The organism is Streptomyces sp. NPDC127097 (assembly GCF_042724075.1).
Classification (GTDB): Bacteria; Actinomycetota; Actinomycetes; order Streptomycetales; family Streptomycetaceae; genus Streptomyces.
This window is the reverse complement of the sequence record NZ_JBHXFI010000007.1, coordinates 38283-64158: the sequence shown is the minus strand read 5'-3', so window position 1 is coordinate 64158 and position 25876 is coordinate 38283. Positions and strand designations below refer to the sequence as shown.

Sequence of the window (25876 nt, the reverse complement as noted above, 5' to 3'; positions counted from 1 at the left end):
CGGCCGGGCAGCCCGTCACGTCATGCCGCGCACCGTGTCACGCAGCCGCCGGGCCTCGTCCATCCGCTTCTCGTAGGTGGCCCCGAGCAGCAGCAGGAGCAGGCCGGCCGCGGCCACCGGAACCCAGCGGGGCAGCAGGCCGAAGACCTGCACCACGGTCGGGGCGAGTTCGTGCAGCCCCACCAGCAGGAGTACGCCGCCACCGACGACCAGCGGTGCCTGGAGACGCGTGCGGACCCCGACGACGGTGGCGAGCAGGGCCGCCGCCCCCAGTAGTAGTGGACGCACCCAGTTCTCATCGCTCCACATGGCCGCGACGCCGGGAAGCATGGTCGCACTCAGCCCCGCCCCGTACGCGGCCCAGGAGCCGGTGCCCGGCGTGCCCGTACGGCGACGGTGGCCGATGACCAGCGCGGCCGCCGTGACCGGGAGCGTGTACGCCTCGGGGGCGGAGACATCCGCCAGGGCCAGGCGCACCCAGGAGGAGGCGATGAGCAGGGCGGTCCCGGCGAGTGCGGCGCGGCGGCGGTCCGGCCGCAGCGCGACGGCCAGGCCCCCGACCCCGCTCACGGCGAGAGCGAGACTCAGCGCGTCGGGGTGAAGTGCCGTCAGGGCGAGGGCGATTGCCGCCAGGACGTACCCGGCGCCTTCGACGGCCGTGGAGACCTGATCGCGCCCCGGGACACGGTGCCAGGCCGTTGCGGCACCGGCGGCGGCGCCGGCGACCGCGAGTACCGCGAACGCGGTGATGTGCCCGGGCAGACCGGCGGTGGCCCCGGACGCGACCGCCTCGACCCCCAGGGCGAGGACGGCGAAGGCACCCGCGACCCGCGCCGTCGCGCGCACGGCGGGCGGGGAGGCCGTGGCCGAGAGGACGTGGGCGAGGACGGCGGCCGACGCGGCGAAGGTTCCCCACACCGCGAGCACGGCGGCCCGGTCGGCCGACGACCACAGCAGCGCGAGCCCGCCGGTGGCGGCCAGTACCAGGAGCCGCGATATGAGTGCGGCGTCCGGCCGGCGCACGAGGTCCACGGCGACGGCGACGGACGCGACGACGGCGGCCGCCGGCACCCACCCGTACGGCACCCCGAGCGCCACCGGCAGCAGGAGCACCGCGGGAACGGCGGTCAGCGCCCGGGCGTTGCGCAGCGCGTTCGCCAGTCGGTCCGTGCGCCGGTCACCGTCATCGACGGCACGGGCCCGCACCCCGGCCATGACAGCCAGGACGGCGGCGGACAACCAGAGCACGACCAGCGGCGCGGTCGCGAGCCGCCAGCTCCACTGCGGCGGGTGACCGCCGCCCCAGAGCGCCACGCCGTGGACGACGGGCCGGACGACCGCGTGCGCGAGTTCCGGCAGCACCACAACACCAGTCAGCAGCAGCGCAGTTGAGGAGGTGGCCAGCTCTCCCACCGCCGCCGCGGCTCGGGACGGCGGTGCGAACGGCCCACCCGTCGCAGGCTTCGCCCACCGGCCGCTCCGCGCGCAGGACACCGCGGCCCATGCGGCGAGGAGCGCCGCCGGTGCCGCGTATCCGGCCACGGCCCACCCCGGGGGAGTGACGTACCGCGAGCCCGCGCCGACGGCCACGATCACGGCCACGACGGCCGCACCCTCGCCGCCGGCCCGCAGTGCGAACGGCAGAGTGCGGAAGCCGCGGCACACCGCCGTGCCCAGCAGCATCAGCAGCCCCAGCGGTACCCAGGCCCGCATCACCTCGGCCGGCGACGGAGCGCTCACCGCGTACCCCACCGCGAGCACCCCGCCCAGCAACGCCCATCCGCCGCCGACCGCCCGGGCCACCGTGACCAGGAGGGTGGCCGCCCGTTCGCCACCCATCCGCTCGCGGAACCCGGCCTGCCCGGCGGCGTCGCGTGCGGTGAGCGCGTACAGGACCGCGAAGTCCACCGCGGCCGTGGCGATCACCGCGGTCGCGTAGTCCTCGGTCGTTCCGCCCAAGGCGGCGGCGCACAGCAGGCCGGGCAGTCGTGCCAGCAGGAATCCCAGGGGCAGCGGGAGCCGGAGCCGCTGCCACCAGCCGTAGAGCGCCGCACCCACCGCCGTCAGCGCGGTCAGCACCGCCCAGTAGCACGCCGTCCCGACGCGGTCCAGACCGCCGAGTCCGGCCTGCCGGGCGGCATATCCGTCCAGGAGCACGAGGGCGAGGCCCACCGCGGCGGACGCCTCGGCGGTGGCCGTGAGCTGCCGCCGCCGCAGCGGACGGGGCAGGGCGAGCGCGCACGCGGTCAGCGCGAGCAGCACGGCGGCCCGCCCGCCGATACCCAGCCGGCCCCAGCTCACCACGGTGAACACCAACGCGGCCACCACCACCAGCACTCCGCCGACGATCAGCAGCGCGGTCCGGGCGGACGGCGCGGAGAGCTCCCGCCCCGAGGCGCCCGCCGCCGCGCCGCTCCCGCCCACGGGAGCGATCCCAGGCGCTCCCGCGGACGCGGCCACGCATATCTCCGTGGGCGCGTCCCGGCGTGCCCGCAGCGCGGCCAGCAACGCGGTGTGCCGCTGCGCCAGCCACTGCCGGCGTGCGTCCAGCGCGCTCAACTCTCCGCTGACCTGCCACAACGCGAAGGCATCCGGCCCGGTCAGGGGCAGTCGGCAACGGGTGCACCGAGCGGGCGGCGGCGCCCCCAGCGGTATTCCGCAGTCCGGGCACCCCGGCGATTGCATGTGCATGGCGTGAGTATGCGCAGCCCTGTCGGCCACGGGCCTGAGTACCCGTACTCAGTGCCGGCCTGGTGTCCGAGGCTGACTACTCGCCGCGCTCGGCCCGGATACCGCTCCGGCTCAAGCGTTGCCGGTGCCGTCGGCCGGCTCGGCCAGGAGGTGCGGGCCGTTGTTGCGCACGTCGTTGACCGCGGTCGATACCGCGCGGGCGGCCAGGTGTCCGGCGGCGGGGGCGGTCAGCAGGGCGCGCAGCTCGCCGGGGTCTTCGTGGGCGGGGTCGAGCCAGGCGCTCCAGTCGGCGGGGGCGATGGCGAGCGGCATACGGGGGTGGACGCGGCCGGCGGCGTCGGTGGCTTCGGTGGTGATGATCGTGCAGGTGGCCCACCATGCCCCCGGGGCGTCGTCCTCGACGGCCGGGTCACGCCAGAACTCGTACAGGCCGGCCAGCGCCATGACCTGGCTGTCTTCGGGGCTGATGAAGTACGGCTGCTTGTGGGCCTTGGCGGTCTCGGTGGCGGCGACGGTCTGCCACTCGTAGAAGCCGTCCGCGGGCAGCAGACAGCGCCGCTTGGCGAACGCCCGGCGGTAGGCCGGCTTCTCCGCGACGGTCTCCACCCTGGCGTTGATCATCTTCGCGCCGGTCTTCAGGCTCTTCGCCCAGGACGGCACCAGGCCCCAGCGCAGCGGCCGCAGCTGTCGCGTGATCTCCCCGGTCTCCCGCTCGACCCGTTCCAGCACCGACCACACATCGTCCGTCGGCGCCACGTTCCAGCTCGGCTCCAGAGCCCGGTCGGGATCCCAGCGGGGGACATCGAAGACGCCCGCCAGGTCTTGCGGGCTGCGGGTGGAGACGAATCGGCCGCACATACCTCTACCTTGCCAGGCGCTCCGCCGGACAGCCCCCATTGGTCCGCTGAGCAGGGCCGCCCCGGCCCTGCCGGACCGCGGCAGGAGTGACCGGGCGGCGCATCCGGCGAGGCTTCCGAGGCCGTGGGAGACCCGGACGCCGGGGTGCGGAGCGCGGCTCTCGCACCCCGGCGTCATGCGGCGGACCTCAGCGAAGATAGTCCTCGATCACCTCGGCGCCGCGGGCGGCTCCGCCGCTGTTCTTGACCACCGTGCGCATCCGGTCGAGATTGCTGCGCACAGCCGGGTCGGAGGCGACTCGGGTGACCGCGGCACGCAACGACTCGGCGGTGACCGTCGCGGGGTCCAGCCGCACTCCGAGCCCCAGTTCCTGCGCGCGCCCGGCATTGGCGGCCTGCTCGGTCATCTGCGGAAGGGTGACCAGGCCCACCCCGTAATACAGGGCCTCCATGGTGGAGTTCATCCCGGCGTGCGAGACGAAGACGTCGGCATGCCGTAGCACCGCCGGCTGCGGGAAGTACGGCCTGACGTCGAAGGTGGGCGGAATGTCTCCCAGCGCGGACCGGTCCAGATCGCCGATGGTCATGGCCACTTGGTAGGGCCCGTCGCGGAAGGCTTCGATGCAGGTGCGGTAGAACTCGGGCCGGTCGTTGAAGACCGTGCCCAGCGAAATGAACAGTACGGGGGACTCGGGATCGGCCGGCGACCAGGGCTCGGCGTGCTCCCGGCTGCCCAAGGAGGGGCCGATGAAGTGGAAACGCTCGTCGAAGGTGTCACCGGCGGGCTGGAATTCCCTGGGTATGAACACAAGGTTCAGATTTTCGGTGCCGTTCATGACGCTCTCCGGGGCGAGCGTGACACCGTGTTCGGCGGAGAAGTCCGCACAGTCGGTGAGCAGACCCAGCAGGGGATTTCCGTGGTCGGCATCCGCAAAGACATCCTCGAACAGCGAGAACGACTCGTTCGAGGCCAAGTTGGGAACCAACCGCACGGCGGGCAGCCCGAGCTTTTCCGCGACGACCTTGGCAGGCCAGTTCATGGCGTCGTAACAGATCGCGTCCGGCGACTCCGTGGCGCAGTAGTCGCGCAGCACGGGGTACTGCGCACTCATCTCCGCGAACATGCCGCGCATCCAGACGAGGATCTCTTCGAGGCCGAACCGGCGGGGCGGAACCAGGATTTCAGGCGACTGGAGCTTCAGCTCCACCCAGCGCGCGCCGGCGTTGGTGACCGCCTCGGAGTGCTCCGCGGTGGTCGCGTAGTCCACTCGGTGGCCCCGGCGTACGAGCTCCTCGACCAGCGGCAGGGTGGGATTGACATGTCCGTGCCCGAAAAGGGCTACAAATAACAGGTGTTTTGCCATGCCGTCGATCGTAGCGAGCCGGGATTTTGATTCCCCGGGTTTTTGTGCTCTTTCGGTCAAAGGAGGGCGGAGGTCCGCCTCCCCGCTGACGGATCAGCCGCCGACGGCCGTGGCCCAGTTCTTCCGGACGGTACGCAGAGCCTTGGCCAGTTGGGCCTCATCCGGGAACTGCGGCGTGCCCTCGACCGTCGGCAGCCGCGCGGCCAGGGCCTTGTCGAGGGTGCCGTTCTTCGCCATGGCGGCCAGCAGCACCGGGCGGGCGTAGTCCACCAGGCGGAGGTTCTGGCCTTCCGGGCTGAACAGGTACTCCTCCCACAGTCGCGCCGCGGCCGGGTGCGGGGCGTCCCTGTTGATCGCCTGTGCGTAGTACTGCGAGAAGCTGCCGTCGAAGGGAATGGAGACCTTCCAGTCCACGCCCGTACCGCGGAGTTGGTCGATGAGCGCCAGGTTGAGGTAGTCCCATTCGATGCTGATCGGTGTCTTGCCCTTGGCGATGGACGCCGGGTCGGGGTCGGTTCGGTTGTAGTTGCCGACTTCGTCGAGCCGGGCGAAGAAGTCGATGCCCGGCCGGATGTTGTCGAATGACCCGCCGTTGGCGAGCGCCGCCGCGTACACGGCGGCGAAGGCCGAGCCCGCGTCCGTGGGTTGGCCGTACATCGAGACCAGGCCCTTGTACTCCGGCCGGAGCAGATTCGCGAAGGAATCCGGGCAGGTCTTGACGCGGGCGGCGTCGCAGCCGATGGAGACATAGCCGCCGTAGTTGTTGTACCAGCGGGCCTCGGCGTCCTTCTGCTCCGGAGGGATCTGGTCGAACTGGGCGACCCGGTAGGGGGCCAGCAGATTCTGCCGCGCCGCGGACTGGGCGAAGGAATCCCCGACGTCGAGCACGTCCGGGGCGCGCTCCTGGCCCCGGTAGCGCTTGACGGCCTCGATCTCCTGCTGGCTGTGGCCGGACGGGTTATCGATGACGACCTTGATGCCGTACTTCTTCTCGAAACCGTCGATCAGCCTGCCGTAGCCGGCCCACTGGCGCGGCAGCGCGATCGTGTTGAGCCTGCCCTCCCGCTTCGCCGCCTTGACCAGCGCCGCCGGCCCGCCCACGTCGGCAGCGGACTCGGCCCGGGAGGGCGCGACCGGCCGCTTGGGTCCCTCTTCCTGGCAGGCACCGAGACCGAGCGCCGCAAGACCGAGACAGCACAGGAAGGCGCCTGCGCGGACCCGATGAGGTGTAGCCACAACGCCTCCAGCAGGGCCGGGTGGGGGAGCGGTCCGCTACAGCAATGGTCCGGACCAGCGTACTCCGCCCCCGCGCAGCCCTCCGCCAGGACGGTCACCCGGCCGGGTCATGGCGGCCGACAGGCGTCACGCCCGTACGGGGCCCACGCCCGTACGGAGTCCACGCCCGTACGGGGCCCAGGCCCGTCCCCGGACGGGTGCCGCGGCCACGGCCTCACCACTGTCCGCGCTGCTCCCAATGGTTGAGGAGGTCCTCGGACGGCTCCTCCGCCGACGGCAGAGTCTCGGGGCCGATCACCTGAGCGGCCCAGATCGTCTTGCCCCTGGGGGAGTAGCGGGTGCCCCAGTGTTCGGCGAACTGCGCCACCAGGAAGAGCCCGCGGCCCTCTTCGTCGGTGTCCTTCGCCTGGCGGATGTGCGGGGAGGTGCTGCTGCCGTCGGAGACCTCGCAGATCAGCGTGCGGGTGTGCAGAAGCCGCACGTGGATGGGCTCGGCGCCGTGCCGAATGGCGTTGGTGATGAGTTCGCTGAGGATGAGCTCGGTACCGAAGGCGATGCTCTCCAGACCCCAGTCCACCAACTGGCGGACACACGCATTACGGACCGGGGCCACCGCCGCGGGGTCGCTGGGCACGTCCCACTCAGCGACATGTGCGGGGTCCAGCCGCCTGGTCCGGGCCACCAGCAGCGCGACGTCATCGGTGGATCTGGCGGGCAGCAGCGACTCCATGACGGTGGCGCAGGTGTCCTCCGGCGTACGGTCCGGCCCGGCGAGGGCCGCACGCAGTGCCTCCAGCCCCGCGTCCAGGTCGCGGCTGCGGTTCTCGACCAGCCCGTCCGTGTAGAGCACCAGCCGGGAGCCCTCCGGCAGCGACAGTTCAGCCGTCTCGAAGGGCAGACCGGTGCCCAGCCCCAGCGGCGGGGAGACCGGTGAGTGCAGGAACTCCACGCTCCCGTCGGGGTGGGCCACGGCCGGCGGCAGATGGCCGGCGGTGGCCGCGCTGACCCGCCCGGAGACGGAGTCATAAATGACATAGAGACAGGTGGCGCCGGTGATCGCCGGCACTTCCTCGCCGTCCTCGTCCTGGACGTCGATATGGGTCACCAGCTCGTCCAAATGGCCCAGCAGTTCGTCGGGGGCGAGGTCCAGGGCCGAGAAATTGTGCACGGCGATCCGCAGCCGGCCCATGGTGGCCGCCGCATGCAGACCATGTCCGACCACGTCACCGACGACCAGCGCCACCCGTGCGCCGGGCAGCGGGATGACGTCGAACCAGTCCCCGCCCACTCCCGCCCGGGCCGGAAGATAGCGGTGCGCCACCTCCAGGGCGTCCTGGTCCGGCAGGCCGCGGGGCATCAGGCTGCGCTGGAGCGTCATCGCCATCGTGCGCTCGCGGGTGAAGCGCCGGGCGTTGTCGATCCCCACCGCGGCCCGCCCCGCCAGTTCCTCGGCGAAGGACAGATCCTCGTCGTCGAACGGAGGGGAGCTCCCCGACCGCCAGAAGTACACCATTCCCAGCACCACCCCCCGGGCGCGCAGCGGGACGACCGCCAGGGAGTGCACCCCGTGATCCAGGATGCGCCGGGCGCGCTCCGGGTCCTGGGACCGCCAGGCGGAAGAGCCGGCCAGATCCGGCTCCACCATGGACCTGACCTGGTCCGCACTCGCCGCCGCCGGGGTGCCCGGGACGACCGTGAGCAGCTCGCCGACGGGATAGAGCGGATGGTCCGGCGTCAGACCGGCGAGGGCCGCACGGCGCAGCGCGCTGCCCGCCACGCTCGGTTCCTCGCCCTTCAGCACCGGTTCCTGGAGCTCGACGGTGACGATGTCGGCGAACCGGGGGACCGCCACCTGCGCCAGCTCCTCGGCAGTGCGCACGACATTCAGCGTGGAGCCGATCCGTACCCCGGCGTCGTAGAGGAGCCTCAACCGCTCCCGCGCCACCTCGGCGCGCCCCGACAGCCACCTCAGCTCGGTGGTGTCGCGCAGGGTCACCACGCTCGCCTGGTGGGCGCCGTAGGGGGTGGTGGACCGTTTGTTGACGGCCAGCAGTCTGTCCTGGGCCAGGTGCACCTCGTCGGTGGCGATCCGGTCCGACGCCAGGAGTTCGGCGGTGCGGTGGTCCAGCCCCAGGTCGTCGACCCGGCGGCCTTCCGCGTCCGCCGGCAGGTCCAGCAGCCGCCGCGCCTCGTCGTTGGCCAGCAACAGCCGCCCGCCGCGGCCGACGATGAGGACACCCTCCCGCACCGCGTGCAGAACCGCATCGTGATGCTCGTACATCCGGGTCATCTCGACCGGGCCCAGACCATGGGTCTGCCGGCTCAGCCGACGGCTCACCAGACCCGCGCCTCCCGCGGCGAGCGCCAGCGCCACCACCGCGGTACCCAGAAAGAGCGGCAGCTGCTGGTTGACCGACTTCTGCACCTTCTCCACCGTCACCGGGGCGGCGACGATGGCGATGACCCGGCCCGAGGAGTCCTTGACGGGCGCCGCGGAGATCACGGAGAGGCCCAGGGCCCCCTCGAAGGTCCTGGTGAAGGGTTTGCCCCGGGCGGCCTCCGCATACGGGCCGATGACGTGCTTGCCGATCTGCCGCGGGTCGCTGTGGGTGAGGGTGATCCCGTCGAGCTTGTACACGATGAGGGCATCGACACCGGCGGCCTTCCGGGCCTCCTCGGCCAGCGGCTGGAGCTTCGCGGTCGGATCAGGGCTGTTCAGGGCTTCCTGGAGCCCCCAGGAGTGCGCGAAGGACTCAGCGGCGGCGAGCGTCCGGTGCCGGGCGTCGGTCATGGTGTCCCGCCGGGTCTGCACGACGAAGGCCACCACCGCGGCCGCGACGAGCAGCACCACGAGCACCAGCTGAAGGAGAAAGACTTCCCGGGCAACGCTGCGCGTCGACCAGGAGGGCCGCACCCGCTGCTGATCTCCGCCCCCCGCAGCACGCTCCTCCTGACGGTCACCGTCACCGCTCCCGGCAGGCTCCCCACCCGGAAAAGCGGAACGCCCGGGCGCACGGCGCAGCCAACGCCGCAAACGACCCGAAAATCCGCTCATGATTCACATTTATCCTTCTTCGCCCGGGCGGCGGCAAGGCGTGCTACGGCAGGTGCCGAGGGGCGGGGCCTCGCGGGCGGGGAGGGGTGACCCGCGCCGGGTGGCTCGGGCCGGGCCTCGCGGAATCGCCTTTACGTCCCGCTGCCCGGTCCGAGGGCCGGTGGCATCTGGTCATCTCCGGTCGGGCCGGCGTCCCCGCTCTTCCACGCGGGGTCATAGGCACAGGGCACGCCGGCACCGCCGGTGAAGTACTCCCGGTCCGGGTACCAGGTGAAGGACATCCGCTCGGCACCGTCGTCCCGCTGGGCGAACAGGTCCCAGTTGCCCTTCTCGCCCGTGCGGTAGGACGTGATCTCCCAGCCCTTGTCCTTCAGATGCTGGTGGAGCCGGTGCAGACCGGAGGTGGCCTGGCTCGCGGGGACGTGGTCCAGCGCCCAGCGGTGGCTCATCTGGTAGGCGCCGTCGACGGTCTTGTCCTCCAGCCCCGTGAGACCCCCGTCGTGGCAGAAGGAAGAGCTGAGCGTGTTCTCCGTGCTGACGCCGATGTCCTCGACGCCTGGTTTCACGGTGCGCCGGAACCCCACGACGTCATACGCCTCCTGAGAACGCTGAAAGGCACGGCTCGCCATGTCCTCGGGCGCGACGCGGGGAAAGTCCGTCGACCCCCATGAGCCCGAGGCGAGCAGGACGACCAGAACGAGTACCACGATCGGGGCGCAACCGCATCCGATGGCCTTGAAGGCGAAGGAGGCGACCCCGGAATTGTTCGGGGCGGTGGTGGTGGGTTCGGTCGGTGCGGTTTCCTCGGGCATACGGGGACGCTATGTCAGCGGGGAAGCGCGGTGGATGGGCGCGGCTACCGGCAAGGAGTAAGTACGAGTACGCACTGGACGACCAGGTACTCACCCGGCGACCAGATCCAGGGCGTTCCCGGCCCCGGCCGGCGTGGTGATTCATTCCGCAGGACGACGGCCCCAGGCGGAAATGGTGATCTGGGGGATATCGATGAAAGCCGGGTCCTTCAGAAGGGTGGCGAACTCTGCCAGGTCGGCTTCCGTGACCAGACCGTCGGCGAGGAGACCAGGGGCCGCTTGGGTGACGAGTGGGAGCCAGCGGTCCTTGTCGAGCCCGCCCATGCAGCCGGGGTTTCCGGCAAAGGCCACCTCGGTCAATGAGTTGCGCGCCATCAGGGCCGGTAGGCCGCGGACCCAGGTCAAGTCGGCGCCGTGCTTGTGGTACATGCGCTGATAGGCGTCCAGAATGCGCTGGACCACGGGGAAAGGGGAAGAGCCGGCCGGCAGGTGAAAGGGCTCTTCGATGATGAGCCAGCCGCCGGGGGAGAGCCAGCGGGTGACCCGCGCGACCATCTCGTCGCGTTCCGGGAGGTGGCAGAACACATAGCGGGCGTGGATGAGGTCGAAGCTGCCGGGCGCGTAACCCTCGCGCGTGATGTCGGCTTCCTCGATCTCCAGATTCGCGGCCCGGCCCGCTTCGAGGTGGCGGGTATCGAGATCAACGCCGACGACGCGTCCGTCCGGGCAGCGTTCGGCGAGCCAATAGGCGATGGAGCCGGCGCCTGCACCCAGTTCCAGGCAATTCCAGGAGGTCTTGACGGGAAGGCCATCGAGGATCCCGATGGTGAACGCATCGACATTGCGTTGGATGGACTCCAAGCGGTCACTCTCACGACGCGCGTCATTGCTCAACATGCCGCTGTTGTAGGGGGTGGTGGCCGGTTGCTGTGTCACGGATGCGCCTAACTGTTGTGCGTGGTGGGGGGTATACGGATCGCCTGGGGCCTGGAGTGCGGCGCTTGGGCACTGCGCGTCACCCCTGCGTCAACTGGAGGGCCCGCGCTTCGCCAGATCCGCCACGAAGTCGAGGCAGGCCATGACGGCCACATCGACGTTCAGGCTCAGGTCCCGGGCCTGCCGCACCTCGCTCATGCCCCGCGGCCCAGGCGCTCGACCAGCTCATACCGCTCGGCGATGACCATGCCTGGTGCAATCTGCGTCGCCAAATCTTCAGCCCCGCCCCGAGATCCGACACTGCGCCCTGTCGACCGCACATTGTAAGGGCGCGGTTACCTGCCCGGAAGCCGTAATGATCTGAACGGTGAATCCACCGGAACGATGCCCGACCGACCGACCGACCGCACTCGCCCGCCCGCTCTGGCCGGAGAACTCCGCGCCTCGCACCTCACTTGCCGCTGATCCCTGCCCCCTCCCGCAGGCAGGGTCACACCGCCATAATCGAGCCATGGGGAAGAGCTACGAGCGGATAGACGGCAGGCTGCGTGCCTTCATCGAGGCTCAGCACATCTTTTTCACCGCGACGGCGCCGCTGGACGGCGACGGCACCGTCAACCTTTCGCCCAAGGGCCTGAACGGCTCCTTCGCCGTGATCGACGAACTCACCGTGGCCTACCTCGATTTCGCCGGCAGCAACGCCGAGACCATCGCGCATCTGCGCGAGAACGGCCGCATCACCCTGATGTGGTGTGCCTTCGACGGTCCACCCAACATCGTGCGCATACACGGTCGCGGAGAGCCGGTCTTCCGCGACGATGCCCGTTGGGCCGAGCTGATGGGGCATTTCCCGGACATCGACCCGACCGCACACGGCCTGCGAGCGATCATCGTCGTGACGGCCGAGAGCATGCGCGACACCTGCGGGTACGGCGTCCCGTTCATGACCTACGACGAAGACCGCCCGCTGCACGCGTCACGCTTCGCGCGCGAGACCGATGAGTCACTCGACGCGTACTTCCAGAAGAAGGAACACATCGCGACCAGCATCGACGGCCTGCCGGGCCTTCCCCTGCCGCTGCCACCACTTCCCCGGACCCCAACTCACGGGCGGTAGGGGCACCATGGCGGGGCCAAGCCGGCGAACGGGCCGCAAAGCTCGCGTCCGTGGCCCGGGGTGGGACGGAAGGTCAAGCAGCCGTGCGCTTTCCAACTAGATGCCGCAGCCTGGCTCTTCAGGTTCTCCTTTGCCTCTTTCCCCTGCTCACGGCTGTGTTAGCCGGACGTTAGCGGCGCGGCAGGCTTGCGCTAGTGGTCCCGGCCAGAGTGGGTGACATACCGAGGAGACCACGTCACCGACCGTCCGGGGGGACCCGAAATGAGCTCCAGCACCACTGTCCGCACCGCTCGTCGCCGTACCCTGCGCGTTGCCGCCGCGGCCCTGACCGCGGCCGCCGCCCTTGCCCTGACCGCATGCTCCGGCTCGGACGCCGATGGCACGAAGCCCGCGGGCAAGTCGGACGCGAGCGTGGCCGCCGCCGAGTCCAGTGGCGCGGGCTCCTCCGCCAAGGGGCAGGGCTCCGAAGCCCAGGCGAGCCACGGCGCCAAGGCCGACACCAAAGCCGGCACCCCTGCGGACGCCAAGGTCGATGCCAAGGTCGATGTCAAGGCGGGCGCTGCGGCCAAGCGGTCGGGCGGCGCGCACCGCACCCAGCGCCTGGCGGACGGCATCAGCACGGCCGAGATCTACAAGCTCGGCGACCAGCACTACCGCGCCAAGATCGTCGCCCGCGGCGAGGTCCTGGCCACGCTGGAAACGAAGGGGCACGACGCCGGGCTCGACGCCAACGACATGTTCGTCACGCTCACGCTGGACGGCCAGGTCCACTCCTGGATGGGCGGCGGACACCTCGGACCGGGCACGTTCAAGCTCGCGGGCGGCTGGACGGCCAAGGTCACGGAGGTCAGCGAGCTCCGGTACCGCGCGCAGATCATCGGCCACGACGGCGTGGCCGCCACGCTGGACGCGAATCAGCACGACGTCGGGGTCAACGCCAACGGCGTATACATCGTGCTCAGCGCCGCCGGCGTGATCAGCGCCCACGAGTAAATGCCTGGCCAGCTGTGGGGCGGAGCTCACCCCCGGGCGGCTCCCCCGGGCCGTCGGCCGCCGGCCCGTCGAGGCCAACGGCGCTCAACGGCCGCGAAGCGGCCCGGGCCTACTCCATGGGTTCACGCAGGCGTACTGCCAGGGCGGCGATGTCGTCGTCAAGGCGTCCTCTGCTGTAGCGGAGGAGGTCGCGGTGAAGAGCTGTGAGCAGCTCGTGGGGCGGCGTCGGGGGCTGTTGGCGCATCCAGGCCGCCAGCGGGAAGAACCGGCCGTCGCGGGCGCGGGCCTCGGCGATCCCGTCGGTATAGAGCAGCAGCAGGTCGCCGGGGGCGAAGTCGAAGGTGTCGATGGTGTAGTGATCGCCGATCAGCTCCGCGAGATTGAGCAGCGGCGAGGGAGTGGTGGGCTCGAGGGCACGGACTTCCCCGCCGTTCAGGAGCAGCGGTGGCGGGTGTCCGCAGTTGAGGATCTCGATACGCCTGTCGCCGTGCGGGATCTCGACAAGAAGGGCGGTGGCGAACCGCTCCATCGGCCCCTCGGGGGGAAAGGCGGCGTTGTAACGGGTGCTGCTGGCGTCCAGCCGGCGCGCGACGCTGACCATGTCGGCCTCACCGTAGGCCGCCTCCCGGAACGAGTTGACGATCGCCGCGGCCGCCCCCACCGCCGGCAGACCCTTGCCCCGCACATCACCGATGAGCAGCCTGACCCCGTATCGCGTGTCGACCACCTCATAGAAGTCCCCGCCGATACGGGCCTCCGCCGCGGCCGCGAGATACAGCGACTCGATCTCGACGCTCCCGAAGCGGCGCGGCATCGGACTCAGCACCACCTGCTGTGCCGCGTCGGCGACGAGCCGCACCTGAAAGAGGGTCCGCTCCCGCTGGAGCCGGACATGACTTCCGTACGCGGCCGCCACGGTGACCGCGATGATCCCCGCAGCCGTCCACCACATCCCCAGACCGGGGAACACGAGGCTGAGCCCAATCATCAGAAAGAGGCAGACCGTCCCCAGCAGGACGGTCGGGAGCACCGGCCACATGGCGGCGGCGAGAGCCGGCGCCGCGGGCAGGAGACGACTGAAGGCCACTTCAGGGGGAGTGGCGTAGGCCAGCCCGGCGATGACGACGGTCAGGATCACCGGCGACAGCCGCACAAGCCACCGGCCGTGGCGACGACGGAGCCGCGGTCGTCCAGACTCGATCACACTGCACAGAATATCTACGCAAAGAGAACATAGCGCTCTGAAGGATCAGAGCCGGCCGCCTGTCGGGGGAACCCGGCCAGCCGGCTTGGCGGTGTCACACCTGTTCCGCACGGCTCCGTCAGGGTCGGCGGAAACTGCGAGGCCACCGGCGATGCCATACCCAGGCCGTCCTCGCTCGCCGCGCCGCGCAAGAGCCATAATCGAATATGCGAGCGAATTCTCTCCTGGCCTTCCAGTCCACCGTGAGATCGACCAATGGCGTTGCGGACTGTGGTGCGGTAGCACAGGCGTCGTCATCAGCCAGTCGGGTGGCGCGCTGAGCCTGGTCGGGGGCGGCCTCAAGCAGTGAGCTGCGCAGGACACGAGTGGCCCAGTGGTCGGTCGCGGTCACGTCGCCGATGACGCCATGGCGGTTTCCTCCGGGGAGCGACACCGCGAGCGGCGTTCCGTGCCGGTCGACGATCAGGGGATGCTTGCTGGCCCGGACGGCCTGGTCGACCGGCGCGCAGATGGGTGCTTCACACCTCCGCAACTTCACCAGACAATCGGCGTCATGGTCTTCTCCTCACGCATACGACTGTGGTTACTCCCCAGCTCTGTCCTGCTTGCCACACTGTCCGTTTGGGGCATCGTCCGCTACCCCCACCTGCCGAGCCGAATACCTGAGCACATCGGCATCGATGGCGTGGACGCTTGGACGGATCGGTCCATTGGGGGCGCGTTTTTACTCGTTTTCGTCTACATCGGGGTGACGGCGATCCTGACTGCCTGCGCGGAGCTGACGCTCCGGGTGACCCCGCTCGCCGAGCTGCCGGACGCAGGCGCGGCACGATTCGCCGGCGGGAATGCGACGTCGTTGGTCAACCGGCCTCGCACCCGCGCCTCGGCAATCCGTATCGCCCGGGCCTTGTTGGTGTTCAACGCTTGCGTCGGTATTTCATTCCTGATCAGCTGCGGAGTGCTGTGGCGCTCGGCGCCAGATCCACACGTGCCGGGCTGGCTGTTCGCCGCGATGATCGTGCCGATCGTCGCCGGGACCGCTCTGACGGTGGCGGCCGCGGTAGGCGACCGGCGAACGGCGACCAACTGATCTGGCCCGCGACGGGGTTGCCCTGACCGTCACCGCAGGCCAGGCGGGCGACGAGGCCGTCATGGACCGCATCCGCGTTCGACTCTCCGTGGTGCACACCACGATGTGGGGAGCCGTCCTGAGGCGCCGTCAAGGCGTGGAGCGTCTTAGCCGACGGCTCAGGAGAACTGCTCCTGCGCCCGCGATCAACGAGGCGGCGGCGATGCCGGTGAGCGCGGTCTCGGTCCGGGCGTCATGGGTGGCCCCCGTGGCGGGCATCGAGGGCCGGACGGACCGTCGCAGTGGCGGCTTGGAGGATGAGGTCGGTGACCGCTTCGGGGTGGGAGGTCATGGCCACGTGGGAGGAGTCGATCTCCACCGTGTGTGAACCCGCACGCTTCGCCTCGAAGCGTTCCTGGTCGGGGTTGATGGTCTTGTCCTGCTTCGCGACGAGGAACCACGACGGGAGGTGTCTCCAGGCCGCCACCTTGGCCTTCTCCGAGAACGCGGTCGTCGCCACGGGCCGTTGGGTCACCGCCATGAGCCCTCGTGGGGAGGAGTCGTTGTACAGCCCGCGTAGTGGGGTGGCGGGGGCCATGACGGCGTAACCACGACGTTCGAGCCGCTCGACAACACCGTTCCAGCTGGAGGCGTCCGCGAACGCCCCGTGCACGAGCACGATGGTGGGTTTGGCCGTGGCTGTGGTCGTGCCCCCGTCCGCGACGGCGGGGACCGCCACGGATGTGCACACGGCCATGACGCACCCGGCCGCGATGACGTGTGTGCGAAGTATTCGGCGCCGTGAGCCGGGGGTCGGAAATGCTGCCATGGTGTTCATGCCTTCCCTGAGACCTATGGCATCTGAGTGTTCAGTTCTCCGCACCGTCGGGCGCGGTCACGCACTCCGGCCGGGTCACAGAAGTGGGCTATGCACGTGAATGCCGGAGTCAACGGGTTTCCGGAACCTACGTCGCGAGCTGCCTGTCTTCGATGGCCGTCCAGCGCCGTGCGCGCCCAACGCCGGGGCGGCCGGGGCGGCTGGGACGGCCGGGGCGACCATGAGCCGGCTTCGCAGTCACGTCCTGCCGGTGGTTTCCCGCGTTCAGGAGCTCTTGGCGATCGCGATGATGACTGCGTCGTCGCCGAGGTTTCCGCCTGCATGACGGAGCAGGTCGTCGTGGAGGTGGCGTACGAGGGCGTCGGGGGCGGTCGCGTGGCAGGAGGCGACCCGATCGGCCAGAGGGTAGAAGGCGCCGCTCCGGTCCCGGGCTTCGATGACCCCGTCGGTGTACAGCAACAGCAGGTCGCCGAGCTCGAACGAGAAGGTTTCCACCTTGTAGTCGCTCGCCGAGGGGGCGGTGAGGCCGAGGGGGAGGGCGGGCTCGTCGGCTTCCAGAGGCCGGACCTTGCCGTCACGTAGCAGCAGTGGCGGGGGGTGACCGCAGTTCACGAGCCCGATGAAGGGGCCGTCATCGTGGATGTCCAGTACCAGCGCGGTCGTGAACGACTCTTCGGCGTCGGGACCTCCGTCGACGCGGTGGCTCGTGTTCCAGTACGCGGCGTTTCCCAGGTGCGCCACGATCCCGGGCAGCGAAAGCTCGCGGTAGGCGGAGCCCCGGAAGGCCCCGAGTACCGACGCGGCCTCGTCCACGGCCGGCAAGCCTCTGCCGCGGACGTCGCCGACGACCAGGCGGGTGGCACCAGGGGAGGGCACCGCCGCGTACAGATCACCGCCGATCAGGGCCTCGGACTCGGCCGCGATGTACACGGAAGCGATCCGCAGCCCTCCGATCTTGCGGGGCAGCGGCCGCACCAGTACCCGCTGTGCCATGGTCGCCACGGCCCGTACCTCTTCGAGCGTCCGCTCACGCCTGTCGCGTAGATAGCAGAAGATCGTCACCAGTGCTGAGATCAGGAACAGGGCGGCGATCTGAGCCAGGTGGTTCGCGGTGAGCAGGCCGCCGTGCAGGTGCCCGATGAGTACTTGCGCCGCTACGGCGAGCGCCCCGATGGAGGCGGTGACGCCCGGGCCGGCGAAGGAAGCGGTGAGCGCGGGCGCGGCCACCAGGAACGGGCCCAGGTGGACGGCCTCCGGAATGTTGATGTCGATCACCGTGACCGCCGCGATGATCGCGAGCGGGATGGCGATCAAACCGGTGCTCGGCTGCCAGGATCTCCTGGAGCCGGGAGGGGCATGCCGGACGCGCATATCTCCTCCTTACACCCGTAGGGCTCCAGGCGCTCCGAGCAGCGTGGGGTCGGTGTGGCTCGTTGCCGGATGCCCTCGGGTGCGGCAAGCGTTTCCGCACACGCGTCGGCGCTGGGGCGTGGTGGCGGCGCGCGAGCCACAGGAGGAGGCAGGCCGAGGCTTCACCGGTCGTGATCCGGGCGGCAGCACCACCTCGCCGCAGGTCCGGCCTCGTCCGCCCCGCAAAGGCACCCCGGGCACCGCGCCCCACTCGTCGGCCCGGCGGTGGGCGGTGGGCGGTGAGCCCGATGCGGCCGGACCGGCCGTGCCGGATGGGCCACAGAGGCTCGGGCGATCGGTTCGTGGGCGTCGGAGACGCTGCTGCCGGTCTCCGGAACGCTGAGCTCGCTCGGCAACAACAGCCCCCGCGCGGACCTGGTCCTCACACGCCCGGTGAGGGTGTGCCGGTGCTGTTCGTGGAGGTTGCCGTACCGCAATCCCCGTCTTTCCTACACGGTCTCCTGCTACTGCGAGTCGCCCTCGCCGGAAGGCCGGCAGCCCCGGATGCCGATGCGTCGACAAGCTTGGTCGAGGACGGCGATCGAGCGGCCCTCCGCTGTGAAGCCCGGCCCCTCGCGGATCGGTCCCCGGCCCGCGGGCAGGGCGCCCACCGGAGATGCTGCCGACGCGCACCTCGTGGTGCACCTCGCGGTGCGCGGAAGTCTTCCTTCGCTTCGCGGATCGCAAAGTGCGGTCCGCGGTGGCCGATTGCTGACATCCTCTACTACTCGGTGGTACCGTATAGTGGTACTCGGTAGCACGCAGTACCGAGAGGCTGAGGAGGGCTCGCGATGGACGATCTGACGGAGATGCTGAAGGGCACGCTCGAAGGGTGCGTGCTCGAAATCATCGGCAGCGAGGAAACCTACGGGTACGCCATCACGCGTCAGTTGAACGAGCTCGGCTTCGCCGACGTCGTCGAGGGGACGGTGTACACCATCTTGCTGCGACTGGAGAGGAACGGACTCGTCCAGGTGACGAAACGACCGTCCGGGGTCGGCCCGCCGCGCAAGTTCTACGCGCTCAACGACGCCGGCCGCGAGGAACTCGCGAAGTTCTGGGCGAAATGGCAGTACGTCTCATCACGCATCGACAGGCTCAAGGAGGGCGGGAGATGAACTTCTGGGAGACCATCACAGGCAGCGATCTCACCAGGGAATGGAAGGCGTTCGAGGCTCGGGCCGAGGCCCTGCCAGACGACTACCGGGCGGCATGGGAACAGATCAAGGGCCACCTCTTTCCCTATGGGGGCTTCACCGGCCGCAACCTGATGCCGATCCTCGACGCCGCCCTGGGGCTGCTCGAAGAAACAGCGGCGGACGGGCAGGGCGTCCACGAGGTGCTCGGCGACGACATCCGGGGCTTTTGCACGGCGCTGGCCGGTGGAGAAGGGGCTCGAACCTATCGCGACCGGTGGCGCGAGCAGTTGAACAGGAACGTCGCAAGGAAATTGAGCCGGCTGGGAGGCTGACGTGAGCATCCAAGACATCATCGAGGGCAAGAAGCAGTGGCGGACGCACATGGCTAGGGTCAAGGCGCTCCCGCCGGACTACCAGATCGTCTACAAGGAGATGCAGAGGTACCTGTTCAAGGTCGGACCGATCGACCTGCCTGACGGGCCCCTGCTCCCCGGGATCGTCGACTTCTTCGAGGAGGGTGTCGCCGCGGGAAAGGGGGTCTTGGAACTCATCGGCAACGACGTCGCCGCGTTCTGCGACGACCTGATCAAGGGCTCACGCACCTATGCGGACGTCTATCAGGAGTCCATCAGCGGGGAACCCGGCACGGCCGAGAAGTAAGACCTGTCGCCTCATGTCCGTGGGCGTAGCCCGCACGCGCGGTTCGTTCGCCTCGGCGCAGCGCGAATGGACACGGGCCGACCGGCCACCAGAAGCCGCCACGGGTCCCGTCCACCGAGGTGGTCGAGCAGGCCGGCGAGACCTGACTCGGCCACGCCAACGCCGGCAACGCCCCTGGAGAGCAGGTCTCCGGCGGCCGGGTCGGGCCCGGAGAAGTCGAACCAGACGCACTCACTCAACCAGGTGGAAACATGACAGACAACGGTGCTTCCTTAACCGATTCGAAGGGATCCGGAAAGCGTTTCGGCGGTGGGGCTGGTTCATGCCGCTGCTGCGCCCGACGGGTCTGACCCCGCGGATGAACGCCGAACAGATGGCGAACAGCAACATCGAGCTCGGCAAGCTCGCCCGCGTACGCGAGCTGGGCCCCGTTCTTGACGACATCACCGTCCCGGCGCGGTATGTGGTGGCATCGGGGGAGTCCTTCGGCAGCCAGGCTGGGCACGAACAGATACGCACCAGCCTCCCCGCGGTGACCGAACGGAACCCGAACATCCAAATCAGCGCGAAGGTCCCCAGCAACCACGGTGCGATCCTGCGTAAGGACTTCCGCGCCGTCGCCAATGCCGTACGTGAGGTCGCCGCCCTCGACCGCAGCGAGCGCTGAAGAACACGACTGACGGACTGACGACGGCTACACCGGGCCAAACACTCAGTCAGCGGGCGTGGCGGGACTCCGGTGCGGGCCCCTGGACCTTCGAGGAGGGTACGGACACAGCGCCAACCTCCGCCTGTCGGACTTCGTCTCGGACCGGACGCTCATGGCCACCCACCACAGCGGTGAGCCGCTCACCGCGGAGCACGGTTCCCCGATGCGCTTGGTCGTCCCGCACCTCTACGGCTACAAGGGACCGAAGTGGCTGCGCGGCATCGAGTACCTGACCCAGGACCGGTGCGGTTTCCCCAGACGAGTCCGGCGGTCGGGAACTGCCCTCGTGGTCTCCCTCTTCCTGTTACGGGGTCGCCCGCACGATGACGAGTGATCCTTCGTACGTCGGCTGCCTGCGCAGGTGGCCGAATTACCCTGGCCGCGTCGGGCTCGCACTCGCCGGGCGGGCCGATGGCGCGTCGCTCAAGGAGGCCGCCGGCCAGGTGGCTGCTGACGCAGTCGGACGCAGTGCGGGATCAGCCCGTCCGGATCAGAAACCGCTGGTCGGCCGCGTCGGTACAGCGTTCTTCGATCGCTTCGGCTCCCGCGGTGGTGTGGTTGTCGGCGATGCCGATGCACCTGCTGCTGTTGGTCGGGCGAAGTCGGAAACCCTTGGCGCTCTCAGCTGCGGTGGCTTCCACGCGGAACAGGGTTGCCTGGCCACAGTCGTTCCGGGGCTCAAGCATGTCCTTTACCGGGCCGGTGCTCATGACCGTCAGGCAGCCTTTCCCGTTTTGGGGATGATGCCACTGGATGCGGTAGAGGCCCTCGCCGGCCGGCTCAAGGTAGGTGCGCGGCACGGTGGCCTGGGCGCAGGGGAGTTGGACAGCGACGGCGCTCGCATAGGCTCCGCCCCGGTCACGACCGTCGGTCAGGCAGAGGGCGGGCGTGCGGGCGGGGCGGATGGTGACCCAGCCGTCGACCGGGGTGCTGGAGGTGTCCGGGCTGCCGGAGCCGTCCGGGAGCAGCCACCAGGCGCCCAGGGCGAGCAGCGGAGCGATGAGTACGGCAGCGAGCGCGATCGTACGGCGTGCCGACCGGCGTGCTTGCGGGTCACTGGACGCTGCCTGCCCTTCGGCCGTGACGCCGGTTCCGTCCACGCCACCGGATCCGAGCCCGGCTCCGGCGAGCGGCGCGCTGCCGGCTCCCGTCGGGACTTGGCTTGCGGTTCCCGCTCGGGATTCGTCTCCCGTGGCCGGAGCTTCGCGTCCGGCTCGCGCGCCGGGTGCGGTATCGGTGGCCCCGACGGCGGCCTGTGCCGCGATGCGTTCCCGCGCCTCCAGCCACGCATCGACCCGGTCCCCTTCCCCGCACGCGCGGACGAACGCGGCAAGGACTTCGGGGCGCGGCAGTTTGCGCCGTCGCAGTACGTCGGCCAGTGTGCTGCGCGCCAGTACATCACCGCCCCTCGCGGCCCGCTCTTCCAGCTCGCGGAAGGTCAGCCCCGAGCGCTCCTTGAGCCGCTGCATCGCCTCGATGACTCCGGCCACATCACAGATGTCGTCCGGCGATAAACCCCCGTGCCTTCCCATGCCCACCATCTTTGCTGGGCCATGACACCGTGCACAGTGGTCGATCCCGCCAATTCCCGTTGTCCGGGACACCTCCCGGACAAGGGCCTGACCTGCCCGGACAGCCCGGCTCCTGTCCGGGACAGCGGAGATCCGTTGTCTGCCCCCGCCCCGCTCAGCATGCTCTGTGGTGCCGACCGGCCGGCACGATCCCGGCACGGGGGAGGTCGGCACTCCACCCGCACCACCCTTCGGCACCACTCCAGACATCAGGAGCACTCATGCGTATCCGACTCCAGACCCTGTCCGACCGGCTGCTGGACATGGTGGCCCCGAAGAAGGCCGCCGCAGCCCTCTCGTGCTGGCAGTACGAGGACTGCTTCACGAACTACTGCGGCAGGAACCGGCATGGCCTGTACGAGGTCGACCCGTGCAATGACCGGCAGCGCATCACCTGCGGGGGCTGCTGACCGCACGGCAGTCGATCCGTGACACCCCGGGCTGCCGACAGACCCCGGGGACAGGCGGTCCGTGTCCGGCTCGGCACTCCCGGGCGGGACACGGATCACCCGCGCGCCTGGCTGCCGGGGCGTCCGTCATCGCAGACGCCCCGCCGTAGTGGAAGGTTGGGAACCCGGTGCATCATTCGGTCAACTACGTGGTGGACGGCGGCCGGGTTCTCCTCGGCCTGGTCTTCCTCTGCTCTGCCCTCAGCAAGTCACGTGGCGCTGCCGCATTCCGGGACTTCCGTGACGCGGTGGGACGGCTGGCGCCCGCCCTTAGGCGCCACTCGGCCCCGGTCGCCGTGACGGTAGTTGCGGCCGAGGCGGCGGTGGTCGTCATGCTCGCCGTTCCGGCGGCCGTCATCGCGGGCTTTGCCCTCGCCGCGGTACTGCTGCTGGCTTTCACGGCCGGACTCGTCGCGGCGCTGCGCCGCGGGGTGAACACCGCCTGCCACTGCTTCGGCACCGGTGACGAGCGGCTCGCCCCCCGGCACGTGGTGCGCAACCTGGCCCTCGTCGCCGTGGCGATCGCCGGGACGGCGGCGGCACTGAACACACCGCACATTGGCGTCGAGCCGTCCGCGCGGCTCCTGCTGACCGTCGGTGTGGCGGCCGTCCTCGCACTGATCACGGTAACCCTGGACGATCTGGCGAATCTCTTCGCGGTGACGGACACCCGAGTCGACGCCACTCCGAAGGTGACCCGATGAGGGCGGCGGCCACGGCGGTCCTCTGGACCGTGCCGACGGCCTGCCTGATCGCGGTCGCACTGATCCGCAGCCGCTACCTCGTGGTGACGGTGGAGGGCTCCAGCATGGTGCCCACACTTGCCGACGGCGACCGTGTGCTGGTCCACCGCACGCAGCTCGCCGCGATCAGCGCAGGGCGGCTCGTGGTCACCGAACCGCCCACCGGCGGGCGTTGGGGCGCGATCCGTCCGTCGCGCTGGCTGATCAAGCGCGCAGCGGCCGTGCCGGGAGACCCGGTGCCCCGGGACGGCGCGCCCGCGCTGCGGGACCTGCCCGAGAAGCGGGTACCGCAGGGCCGGGTCGTCCTGCTCGGCGACAACCCGGACGAAAGCCTCGACTCCCGCTTCTGCGGCTACTTCCGCGATGAGCAGATCGTCGGCGTCGTCATCCGCCGCCTGCCGCGCGCCGAACCCCACCAGGGACCGATCGTCACCGCACGGCCGTCCCTCGCCATACGAAAGGGCGAAGCCTCATGAACTACCTGATCGCGAGCGTCGTGCTCGTCGGACTGCTCTGCGTCTTCAACCTGGTGCTGACCTACGGAATAGTGCGGCGCCTGCGAGAGCCGGTGGCCGGCGCGGGCGGGAAGGCGCTGGAGGTTCCCCAGTCGGTCCTGGGCGCCGGCGCCACCGTCGGCTCCTTCTCCGCGACCGACACCGAGGGCAGCAGCCTGACCCGGGACGACCTGCCGGAAGGGCAACTGGTCACCTTCATGGCACCGGGATGCCCGGCCTGCGAGGAACTGCTGCCGCTGGTGGCCGAGCGGGCCCGCGAGTACGGCCCCGAACGGGTCTTGGCAGTAGTGGTGCGCGATGCGGGCAAGGAGAACGTGGGGGAGGGGAAGGGCGTCCGGGAGTACCTGGAGCGGCTGGCGCCGGTCGCCCGGGTCATGACCTGCGACCTTGGTGACGAGCTGACGGCCGCGTTCGCGCTGACCGGGGTGCCCGCCTACGTCGAGATGGGCCGCGGTGGGCGGGTCGCCAGCAGCGGCCGGACCCTGCCCCACCGAGCGGAGGAGGAGCCCCGCCGGACGGAACCGGTCAAGGCCGCATGATCCAGCCCGACGAGAGGCTCCGTCCGAGGGAAGCGCTCGCCTCTGCTCACGGGGCCGTTACCTCGGCCTGGCGCGCGGCGCGTGGAGGCATGGCGGCCCTGGTGGCTCTCACCGTGGCGGCCGCCGGGGTGCCGGTCGCCATGGCCTGGGTGACCCGGCTCGTCCTGGACTGCTTGGTCGGGGTGGACGGCGCCGCACTTCCCGGACTCGCCATAGCACTCGCCGGGCTCGGCCTGACCTCGGCGCTGCTGCCGCCCCTCACCTCGTACGCGGGCAACCACCTGGGCCGGGCTGCGAGTCTGACGGCACTGGACCTGCTCTTCACGGTGGTCAACTCCTTCGGTGGACTGGCCCAGTTGGAGAACCCCGCTTTCCAGGACCGGCTGAGGATGGCCCAGTCCGCGGGCACCCAGGCGATCGGCGGCACCGTCCAGTCCGGGCTGCGGATCCTCGGCGGCGTCCTCACGACGGCCGGCTTCGTCGGTGCCCTGTGGGTGGTGAGTCCGGCGATGACCGTTGTGGTGCTGGCCGCCACGCTGCCGGTATTGCTGGCCGAGCTCCGGCTCTCCCGCCGCCGGGCGTTGAGCGACTGGCGCATCAACGCGGCACAGCGCAAGGAGGTCTTTTATCAGCTGCTGCTGTCCAGCCTGGACGCCGCCAAAGAGATCCGGCTCTTCGACGCCGGCGGATTCTTCCGGGACCGGATGCTCACCGAACGGCGCGCCGCGGACGCCGAGCGCCGGGCGGTGGACCGGCGGGAACTGGCGACGCAGGGCGGTCTGGCCCTGCTCGGTGCGCTGGTCGGCGGCGCCGGACTGGTCTGGGCGGCACTCGCGGCCCGGCGTGGGGAGCTGACGGTCGGTGACGTCTCGATGTTCGTCGCCGGGGTCGCCGGTATCCAAGCCGCTCTGTCCGGCCTCGTCCGGTCCCTGGCCGACCTGCACCATCTGCTGCTGATGATGCGCCACTACCTCGCCGTCGTCGGCGCCGACCCGGACCCTGCGGTACTGCCGGACGGCGCGCACGTCATCTCCCACCGGCTGCCGGAGCCGCGGCCCCAGCGGCAGCGGGAGCTGCCGGAGCTGCGGGAGGGCATCGAGTTCCGGGACGTGTGGTTCCGTTACGACGACCACCATCCCTGGGTGCTGCGCGGGGTGAATCTCTTCATCCCACACGGCCGAGCCGTCGCCCTTGTCGGATCCAACGGAGCGGGCAAGAGCACCCTCGTCAAACTGCTGTGCCGGTTCTACGAGCCGACTCGCGGCGCCGTGCTGTGGGACGGCGTCGACATCCGCCAGGTCCCCGCCCAGGAGCTGCGCCGCCGACTCGGCGCGGTGTTCCAGGACTACATGCACTATGACCTGACCGCCGCCGAGAACATCGCCGTCGGCGATGTCCGGGCGCTCGACGACCGGCCCCGGCTGCGGGCAGCGGCCCGGCAGGCCGGCGTCGACCGGACGCTCGACGCGTTGCCGCGCGGCTTTGACACCCTGCTGAGCAGGATCTTCACCAACGGCCACGACCCCGGCACGGGTGCGCTGCTCTCCGGCGGGCAGTGGCAACGGCTCGCCCTGGCCCGGGCGTTCCTGCGGAAGTCCCCCGATCTGCTGATCCTCGACGAGCCGAGTTCCGGACTGGACGCGGAGGCCGAACACGATCTCCACCTGCGGCTCACCCGCTACCGGGCCGGCCGGACCAGTCTGCTGATCTCGCATCGGCTCGGCGCGGTCCGTGACGCCGACCGGATCGTGGTGCTCTGCGAGGGCCGGATCACCGAGGAAGGCACCCACAACAAGCTGATGGCCGACGACGGCACTTACGCCCGGCTGTTCACCATCCAGGCCGACGGATACCGGGAGGAGCCCCCGACAGAGCGGAAAGAGGAACCTCCGGCACGGCAGGTGAGCGGCTGAGCGATCCGCTCTACGACGGCCGCGCTTCTTCCCGTGTGCGCGGGGCTGCTCCAGGA

Annotated in this window: 23 protein-coding genes and 1 pseudogene; 13 read left to right on the top strand and 11 right to left on the bottom strand. The window is 70.2% G+C overall.

Going from position 1 to position 25876, the window contains the following annotated elements; translation table 11 throughout:
- Positions 1-15: 15 nt before the first annotated feature.
- The 7 genes from ACFWJW_RS08540 to ACFWJW_RS08510 all read right to left on the bottom strand — a co-directional run bounded on the left by ACFWJW_RS08540 (position 16) and on the right by ACFWJW_RS08510 (position 10912).
- Positions 16-2691 (bottom strand): SCO7613 C-terminal domain-containing membrane protein, encoded by a 2676-nt coding sequence (locus tag ACFWJW_RS08540; protein ID WP_387236745.1) that lies wholly within the window; start codon positions 2689-2691, stop codon positions 16-18.
- Positions 2692-2802: 111 nt separating this feature from the next.
- Positions 2803-3549, bottom strand: coding sequence for an SOS response-associated peptidase (locus ACFWJW_RS08535; protein WP_387236744.1), 747 nt, complete (start codon positions 3547-3549; stop codon positions 2803-2805).
- A gap of 187 nt (positions 3550-3736) precedes the next feature.
- The gene (locus tag ACFWJW_RS08530) at positions 3737-4912 is read right to left on the bottom strand and encodes a macrolide family glycosyltransferase (RefSeq protein ID WP_387236742.1); all 1176 of its coding nucleotides are present in this window, start codon (positions 4910-4912) and stop codon (positions 3737-3739) included.
- Between the two features lie 93 nt (positions 4913-5005).
- Complete coding sequence (locus tag ACFWJW_RS08525) at positions 5006-6148, bottom strand: ABC transporter substrate-binding protein (RefSeq protein ID WP_387236740.1); 1143 nt, start codon at positions 6146-6148, stop codon at positions 5006-5008.
- 214 nt (positions 6149-6362) lie between these two features.
- The gene (locus ACFWJW_RS08520) at positions 6363-9203 is read right to left on the bottom strand and encodes a SpoIIE family protein phosphatase (protein ID WP_387236738.1); all 2841 of its coding nucleotides are present in this window, start codon (positions 9201-9203) and stop codon (positions 6363-6365) included.
- Positions 9204-9334: 131 nt separating this feature from the next.
- Entirely contained in the window at positions 9335-10015 is a 681-nt protein-coding gene (locus tag ACFWJW_RS08515) for a hypothetical protein (protein ID WP_387236736.1), read from the bottom strand.
- 141 nt (positions 10016-10156) lie between these two features.
- Positions 10157-10912 (bottom strand): class I SAM-dependent methyltransferase, encoded by a 756-nt coding sequence (locus tag ACFWJW_RS08510; RefSeq protein ID WP_387236734.1) that lies wholly within the window; start codon positions 10910-10912, stop codon positions 10157-10159.
- Positions 10913-11462: 550 nt separating this feature from the next.
- On the opposite strand from ACFWJW_RS08510, the gene ACFWJW_RS08505 reads away from it, so the two are divergent.
- Together ACFWJW_RS08505 and ACFWJW_RS08500 are read left to right on the top strand one after the other, a co-directional pair.
- Positions 11463-12068 (top strand): pyridoxamine 5'-phosphate oxidase family protein, encoded by a 606-nt coding sequence (locus ACFWJW_RS08505; RefSeq protein ID WP_387236732.1) that lies wholly within the window; start codon positions 11463-11465, stop codon positions 12066-12068.
- Between the two features lie 261 nt (positions 12069-12329).
- Positions 12330-13061 carry a hypothetical protein gene (locus ACFWJW_RS08500; RefSeq protein ID WP_387236730.1) on the top strand — a complete coding sequence of 244 codons (732 nt, stop codon included), beginning with the start codon at positions 12330-12332 and terminating at the stop codon, positions 13059-13061.
- 109 nt (positions 13062-13170) lie between these two features.
- On the opposite strand, the gene ACFWJW_RS08495 is transcribed toward ACFWJW_RS08500, so the two are convergent.
- Positions 13171-14265 (bottom strand): PP2C family protein-serine/threonine phosphatase, encoded by a 1095-nt coding sequence (locus ACFWJW_RS08495; protein ID WP_387236728.1) that lies wholly within the window; start codon positions 14263-14265, stop codon positions 13171-13173.
- 406 nt (positions 14266-14671) lie between these two features.
- On the opposite strand from ACFWJW_RS08495, the gene ACFWJW_RS08490 reads away from it, so the two are divergent.
- Positions 14672-15355, top strand: a complete 684-nt coding sequence (locus ACFWJW_RS08490) for a DUF1648 domain-containing protein (protein ID WP_387236726.1) — start codon at positions 14672-14674, stop codon at positions 15353-15355.
- A gap of 232 nt (positions 15356-15587) precedes the next feature.
- Here the strand turns inward: ACFWJW_RS08490 and ACFWJW_RS08485 are convergent, their stop codons facing one another.
- Together ACFWJW_RS08485 and ACFWJW_RS08480 are read right to left on the bottom strand one after the other, a co-directional pair.
- Entirely contained in the window at positions 15588-16091 is a 504-nt protein-coding gene (locus ACFWJW_RS08485; RefSeq protein WP_387236724.1) for an alpha/beta fold hydrolase, read from the bottom strand.
- Positions 16092-16436: 345 nt separating this feature from the next.
- Positions 16437-17543 (bottom strand): PP2C family protein-serine/threonine phosphatase, encoded by a 1107-nt coding sequence (locus ACFWJW_RS08480; protein ID WP_387236722.1) that lies wholly within the window; start codon positions 17541-17543, stop codon positions 16437-16439.
- 830 nt (positions 17544-18373) lie between these two features.
- On the opposite strand from ACFWJW_RS08480, the gene ACFWJW_RS08475 reads away from it, so the two are divergent.
- The 5 genes and pseudogenes from ACFWJW_RS08475 to ACFWJW_RS08455 form a co-directional block, all read left to right on the top strand.
- Positions 18374-18700, top strand: coding sequence for a PadR family transcriptional regulator (locus ACFWJW_RS08475; RefSeq protein ID WP_383863300.1), 327 nt, complete (start codon positions 18374-18376; stop codon positions 18698-18700).
- Positions 18697-19053 carry a DUF1048 domain-containing protein gene (locus tag ACFWJW_RS08470; RefSeq protein WP_387236720.1) on the top strand — a complete coding sequence of 119 codons (357 nt, stop codon included), beginning with the start codon at positions 18697-18699 and terminating at the stop codon, positions 19051-19053. Before ACFWJW_RS08475 ends, ACFWJW_RS08470 begins: the two co-directional genes overlap by 4 nt.
- Before the next feature lies 1 nt (position 19054).
- Positions 19055-19381: a DUF1048 domain-containing protein gene (locus ACFWJW_RS08465; protein WP_387236718.1), complete on the top strand. Its 327-nt coding sequence runs from the start codon at positions 19055-19057 to the stop codon at positions 19379-19381.
- 322 nt (positions 19382-19703) lie between these two features.
- On the top strand, positions 19704-20048 hold the full coding sequence (locus tag ACFWJW_RS08460; protein ID WP_387236717.1) for a hypothetical protein: 345 nt from the start codon (positions 19704-19706) through the stop codon (positions 20046-20048).
- A 100-nt stretch (positions 20049-20148) separates the two neighbouring features.
- Positions 20149-20343, top strand: a pseudogene (locus tag ACFWJW_RS08455) (molybdopterin-dependent oxidoreductase); the annotation flags it as partial.
- A gap of 223 nt (positions 20344-20566) precedes the next feature.
- Here the strand turns inward: ACFWJW_RS08455 and ACFWJW_RS08450 are convergent.
- Entirely contained in the window at positions 20567-21580 is a 1014-nt protein-coding gene (locus tag ACFWJW_RS08450; RefSeq protein WP_387236715.1) for an RICIN domain-containing protein, read from the bottom strand.
- A 302-nt stretch (positions 21581-21882) separates the two neighbouring features.
- Between ACFWJW_RS08450 and ACFWJW_RS08445 the strand changes: the two genes are divergently transcribed.
- From ACFWJW_RS08445 to ACFWJW_RS08425, 5 genes are all read left to right on the top strand, one after another.
- Positions 21883-22071, top strand: a complete 189-nt coding sequence (locus tag ACFWJW_RS08445; protein ID WP_387236713.1) for a hypothetical protein — start codon at positions 21883-21885, stop codon at positions 22069-22071.
- 167 nt (positions 22072-22238) lie between these two features.
- On the top strand, positions 22239-22814 hold the full coding sequence (locus ACFWJW_RS08440) for a MauE/DoxX family redox-associated membrane protein (RefSeq protein WP_387236711.1): 576 nt from the start codon (positions 22239-22241) through the stop codon (positions 22812-22814).
- Complete coding sequence (locus ACFWJW_RS08435) at positions 22811-23329, top strand: S26 family signal peptidase (RefSeq protein ID WP_387236709.1); 519 nt, start codon at positions 22811-22813, stop codon at positions 23327-23329. The genes ACFWJW_RS08440 and ACFWJW_RS08435 overlap by 4 nt, the downstream gene beginning before the upstream one ends.
- Positions 23326-23907, top strand: a complete 582-nt coding sequence (locus tag ACFWJW_RS08430; protein ID WP_387236707.1) for a TlpA disulfide reductase family protein — start codon at positions 23326-23328, stop codon at positions 23905-23907. Before ACFWJW_RS08435 ends, ACFWJW_RS08430 begins: the two co-directional genes overlap by 4 nt.
- A gap of 89 nt (positions 23908-23996) precedes the next feature.
- On the top strand, positions 23997-25820 hold the full coding sequence (locus ACFWJW_RS08425; RefSeq protein WP_387236705.1) for an ABC transporter ATP-binding protein: 1824 nt from the start codon (positions 23997-23999) through the stop codon (positions 25818-25820).
- Positions 25821-25876: the final 56 nt, after the last annotated feature.

Coding starts and splice junctions, on each gene's coding strand:
- ACFWJW_RS08445 (WP_387236713.1), top strand. CDS start 21,883: ATGCGTATCCGACTCCAGACCCTGTCCGACCGGCTGCTGGACATGGTG.
- ACFWJW_RS08540 (WP_387236745.1), bottom strand. CDS start 2,691: ATGCACATGCAATCGCCGGGGTGCCCGGACTGCGGAATACCGCTGGGG.
- ACFWJW_RS08430 (WP_387236707.1), top strand. CDS start 23,326: ATGAACTACCTGATCGCGAGCGTCGTGCTCGTCGGACTGCTCTGCGTC.
- ACFWJW_RS08530 (WP_387236742.1), bottom strand. CDS start 4,912: ATGGCAAAACACCTGTTATTTGTAGCCCTTTTCGGGCACGGACATGTC.
- ACFWJW_RS08425 (WP_387236705.1), top strand. CDS start 23,997: ATGGCGGCCCTGGTGGCTCTCACCGTGGCGGCCGCCGGGGTGCCGGTC.
- ACFWJW_RS08505 (WP_387236732.1), top strand. CDS start 11,463: ATGGGGAAGAGCTACGAGCGGATAGACGGCAGGCTGCGTGCCTTCATC.
- ACFWJW_RS08485 (WP_387236724.1), bottom strand. CDS start 16,091: ATGGCCGTGTGCACATCCGTGGCGGTCCCCGCCGTCGCGGACGGGGGC.
- ACFWJW_RS08460 (WP_387236717.1), top strand. CDS start 19,704: ATGCCGCTGCTGCGCCCGACGGGTCTGACCCCGCGGATGAACGCCGAA.
- ACFWJW_RS08515 (WP_387236736.1), bottom strand. CDS start 10,015: ATGCCCGAGGAAACCGCACCGACCGAACCCACCACCACCGCCCCGAAC.
- ACFWJW_RS08490 (WP_387236726.1), top strand. CDS start 14,672: ATGGCGGTTTCCTCCGGGGAGCGACACCGCGAGCGGCGTTCCGTGCCG.
- ACFWJW_RS08510 (WP_387236734.1), bottom strand. CDS start 10,912: ATGTTGAGCAATGACGCGCGTCGTGAGAGTGACCGCTTGGAGTCCATC.
- ACFWJW_RS08480 (WP_387236722.1), bottom strand. CDS start 17,543: ATGCGCGTCCGGCATGCCCCTCCCGGCTCCAGGAGATCCTGGCAGCCG.
- ACFWJW_RS08475 (WP_383863300.1), top strand. CDS start 18,374: ATGGACGATCTGACGGAGATGCTGAAGGGCACGCTCGAAGGGTGCGTG.
- ACFWJW_RS08435 (WP_387236709.1), top strand. CDS start 22,811: ATGAGGGCGGCGGCCACGGCGGTCCTCTGGACCGTGCCGACGGCCTGC.
- ACFWJW_RS08500 (WP_387236730.1), top strand. CDS start 12,330: ATGAGCTCCAGCACCACTGTCCGCACCGCTCGTCGCCGTACCCTGCGC.
- ACFWJW_RS08520 (WP_387236738.1), bottom strand. CDS start 9,203: ATGAGCGGATTTTCGGGTCGTTTGCGGCGTTGGCTGCGCCGTGCGCCC.
- ACFWJW_RS08535 (WP_387236744.1), bottom strand. CDS start 3,549: ATGTGCGGCCGATTCGTCTCCACCCGCAGCCCGCAAGACCTGGCGGGC.
- ACFWJW_RS08470 (WP_387236720.1), top strand. CDS start 18,697: ATGAACTTCTGGGAGACCATCACAGGCAGCGATCTCACCAGGGAATGG.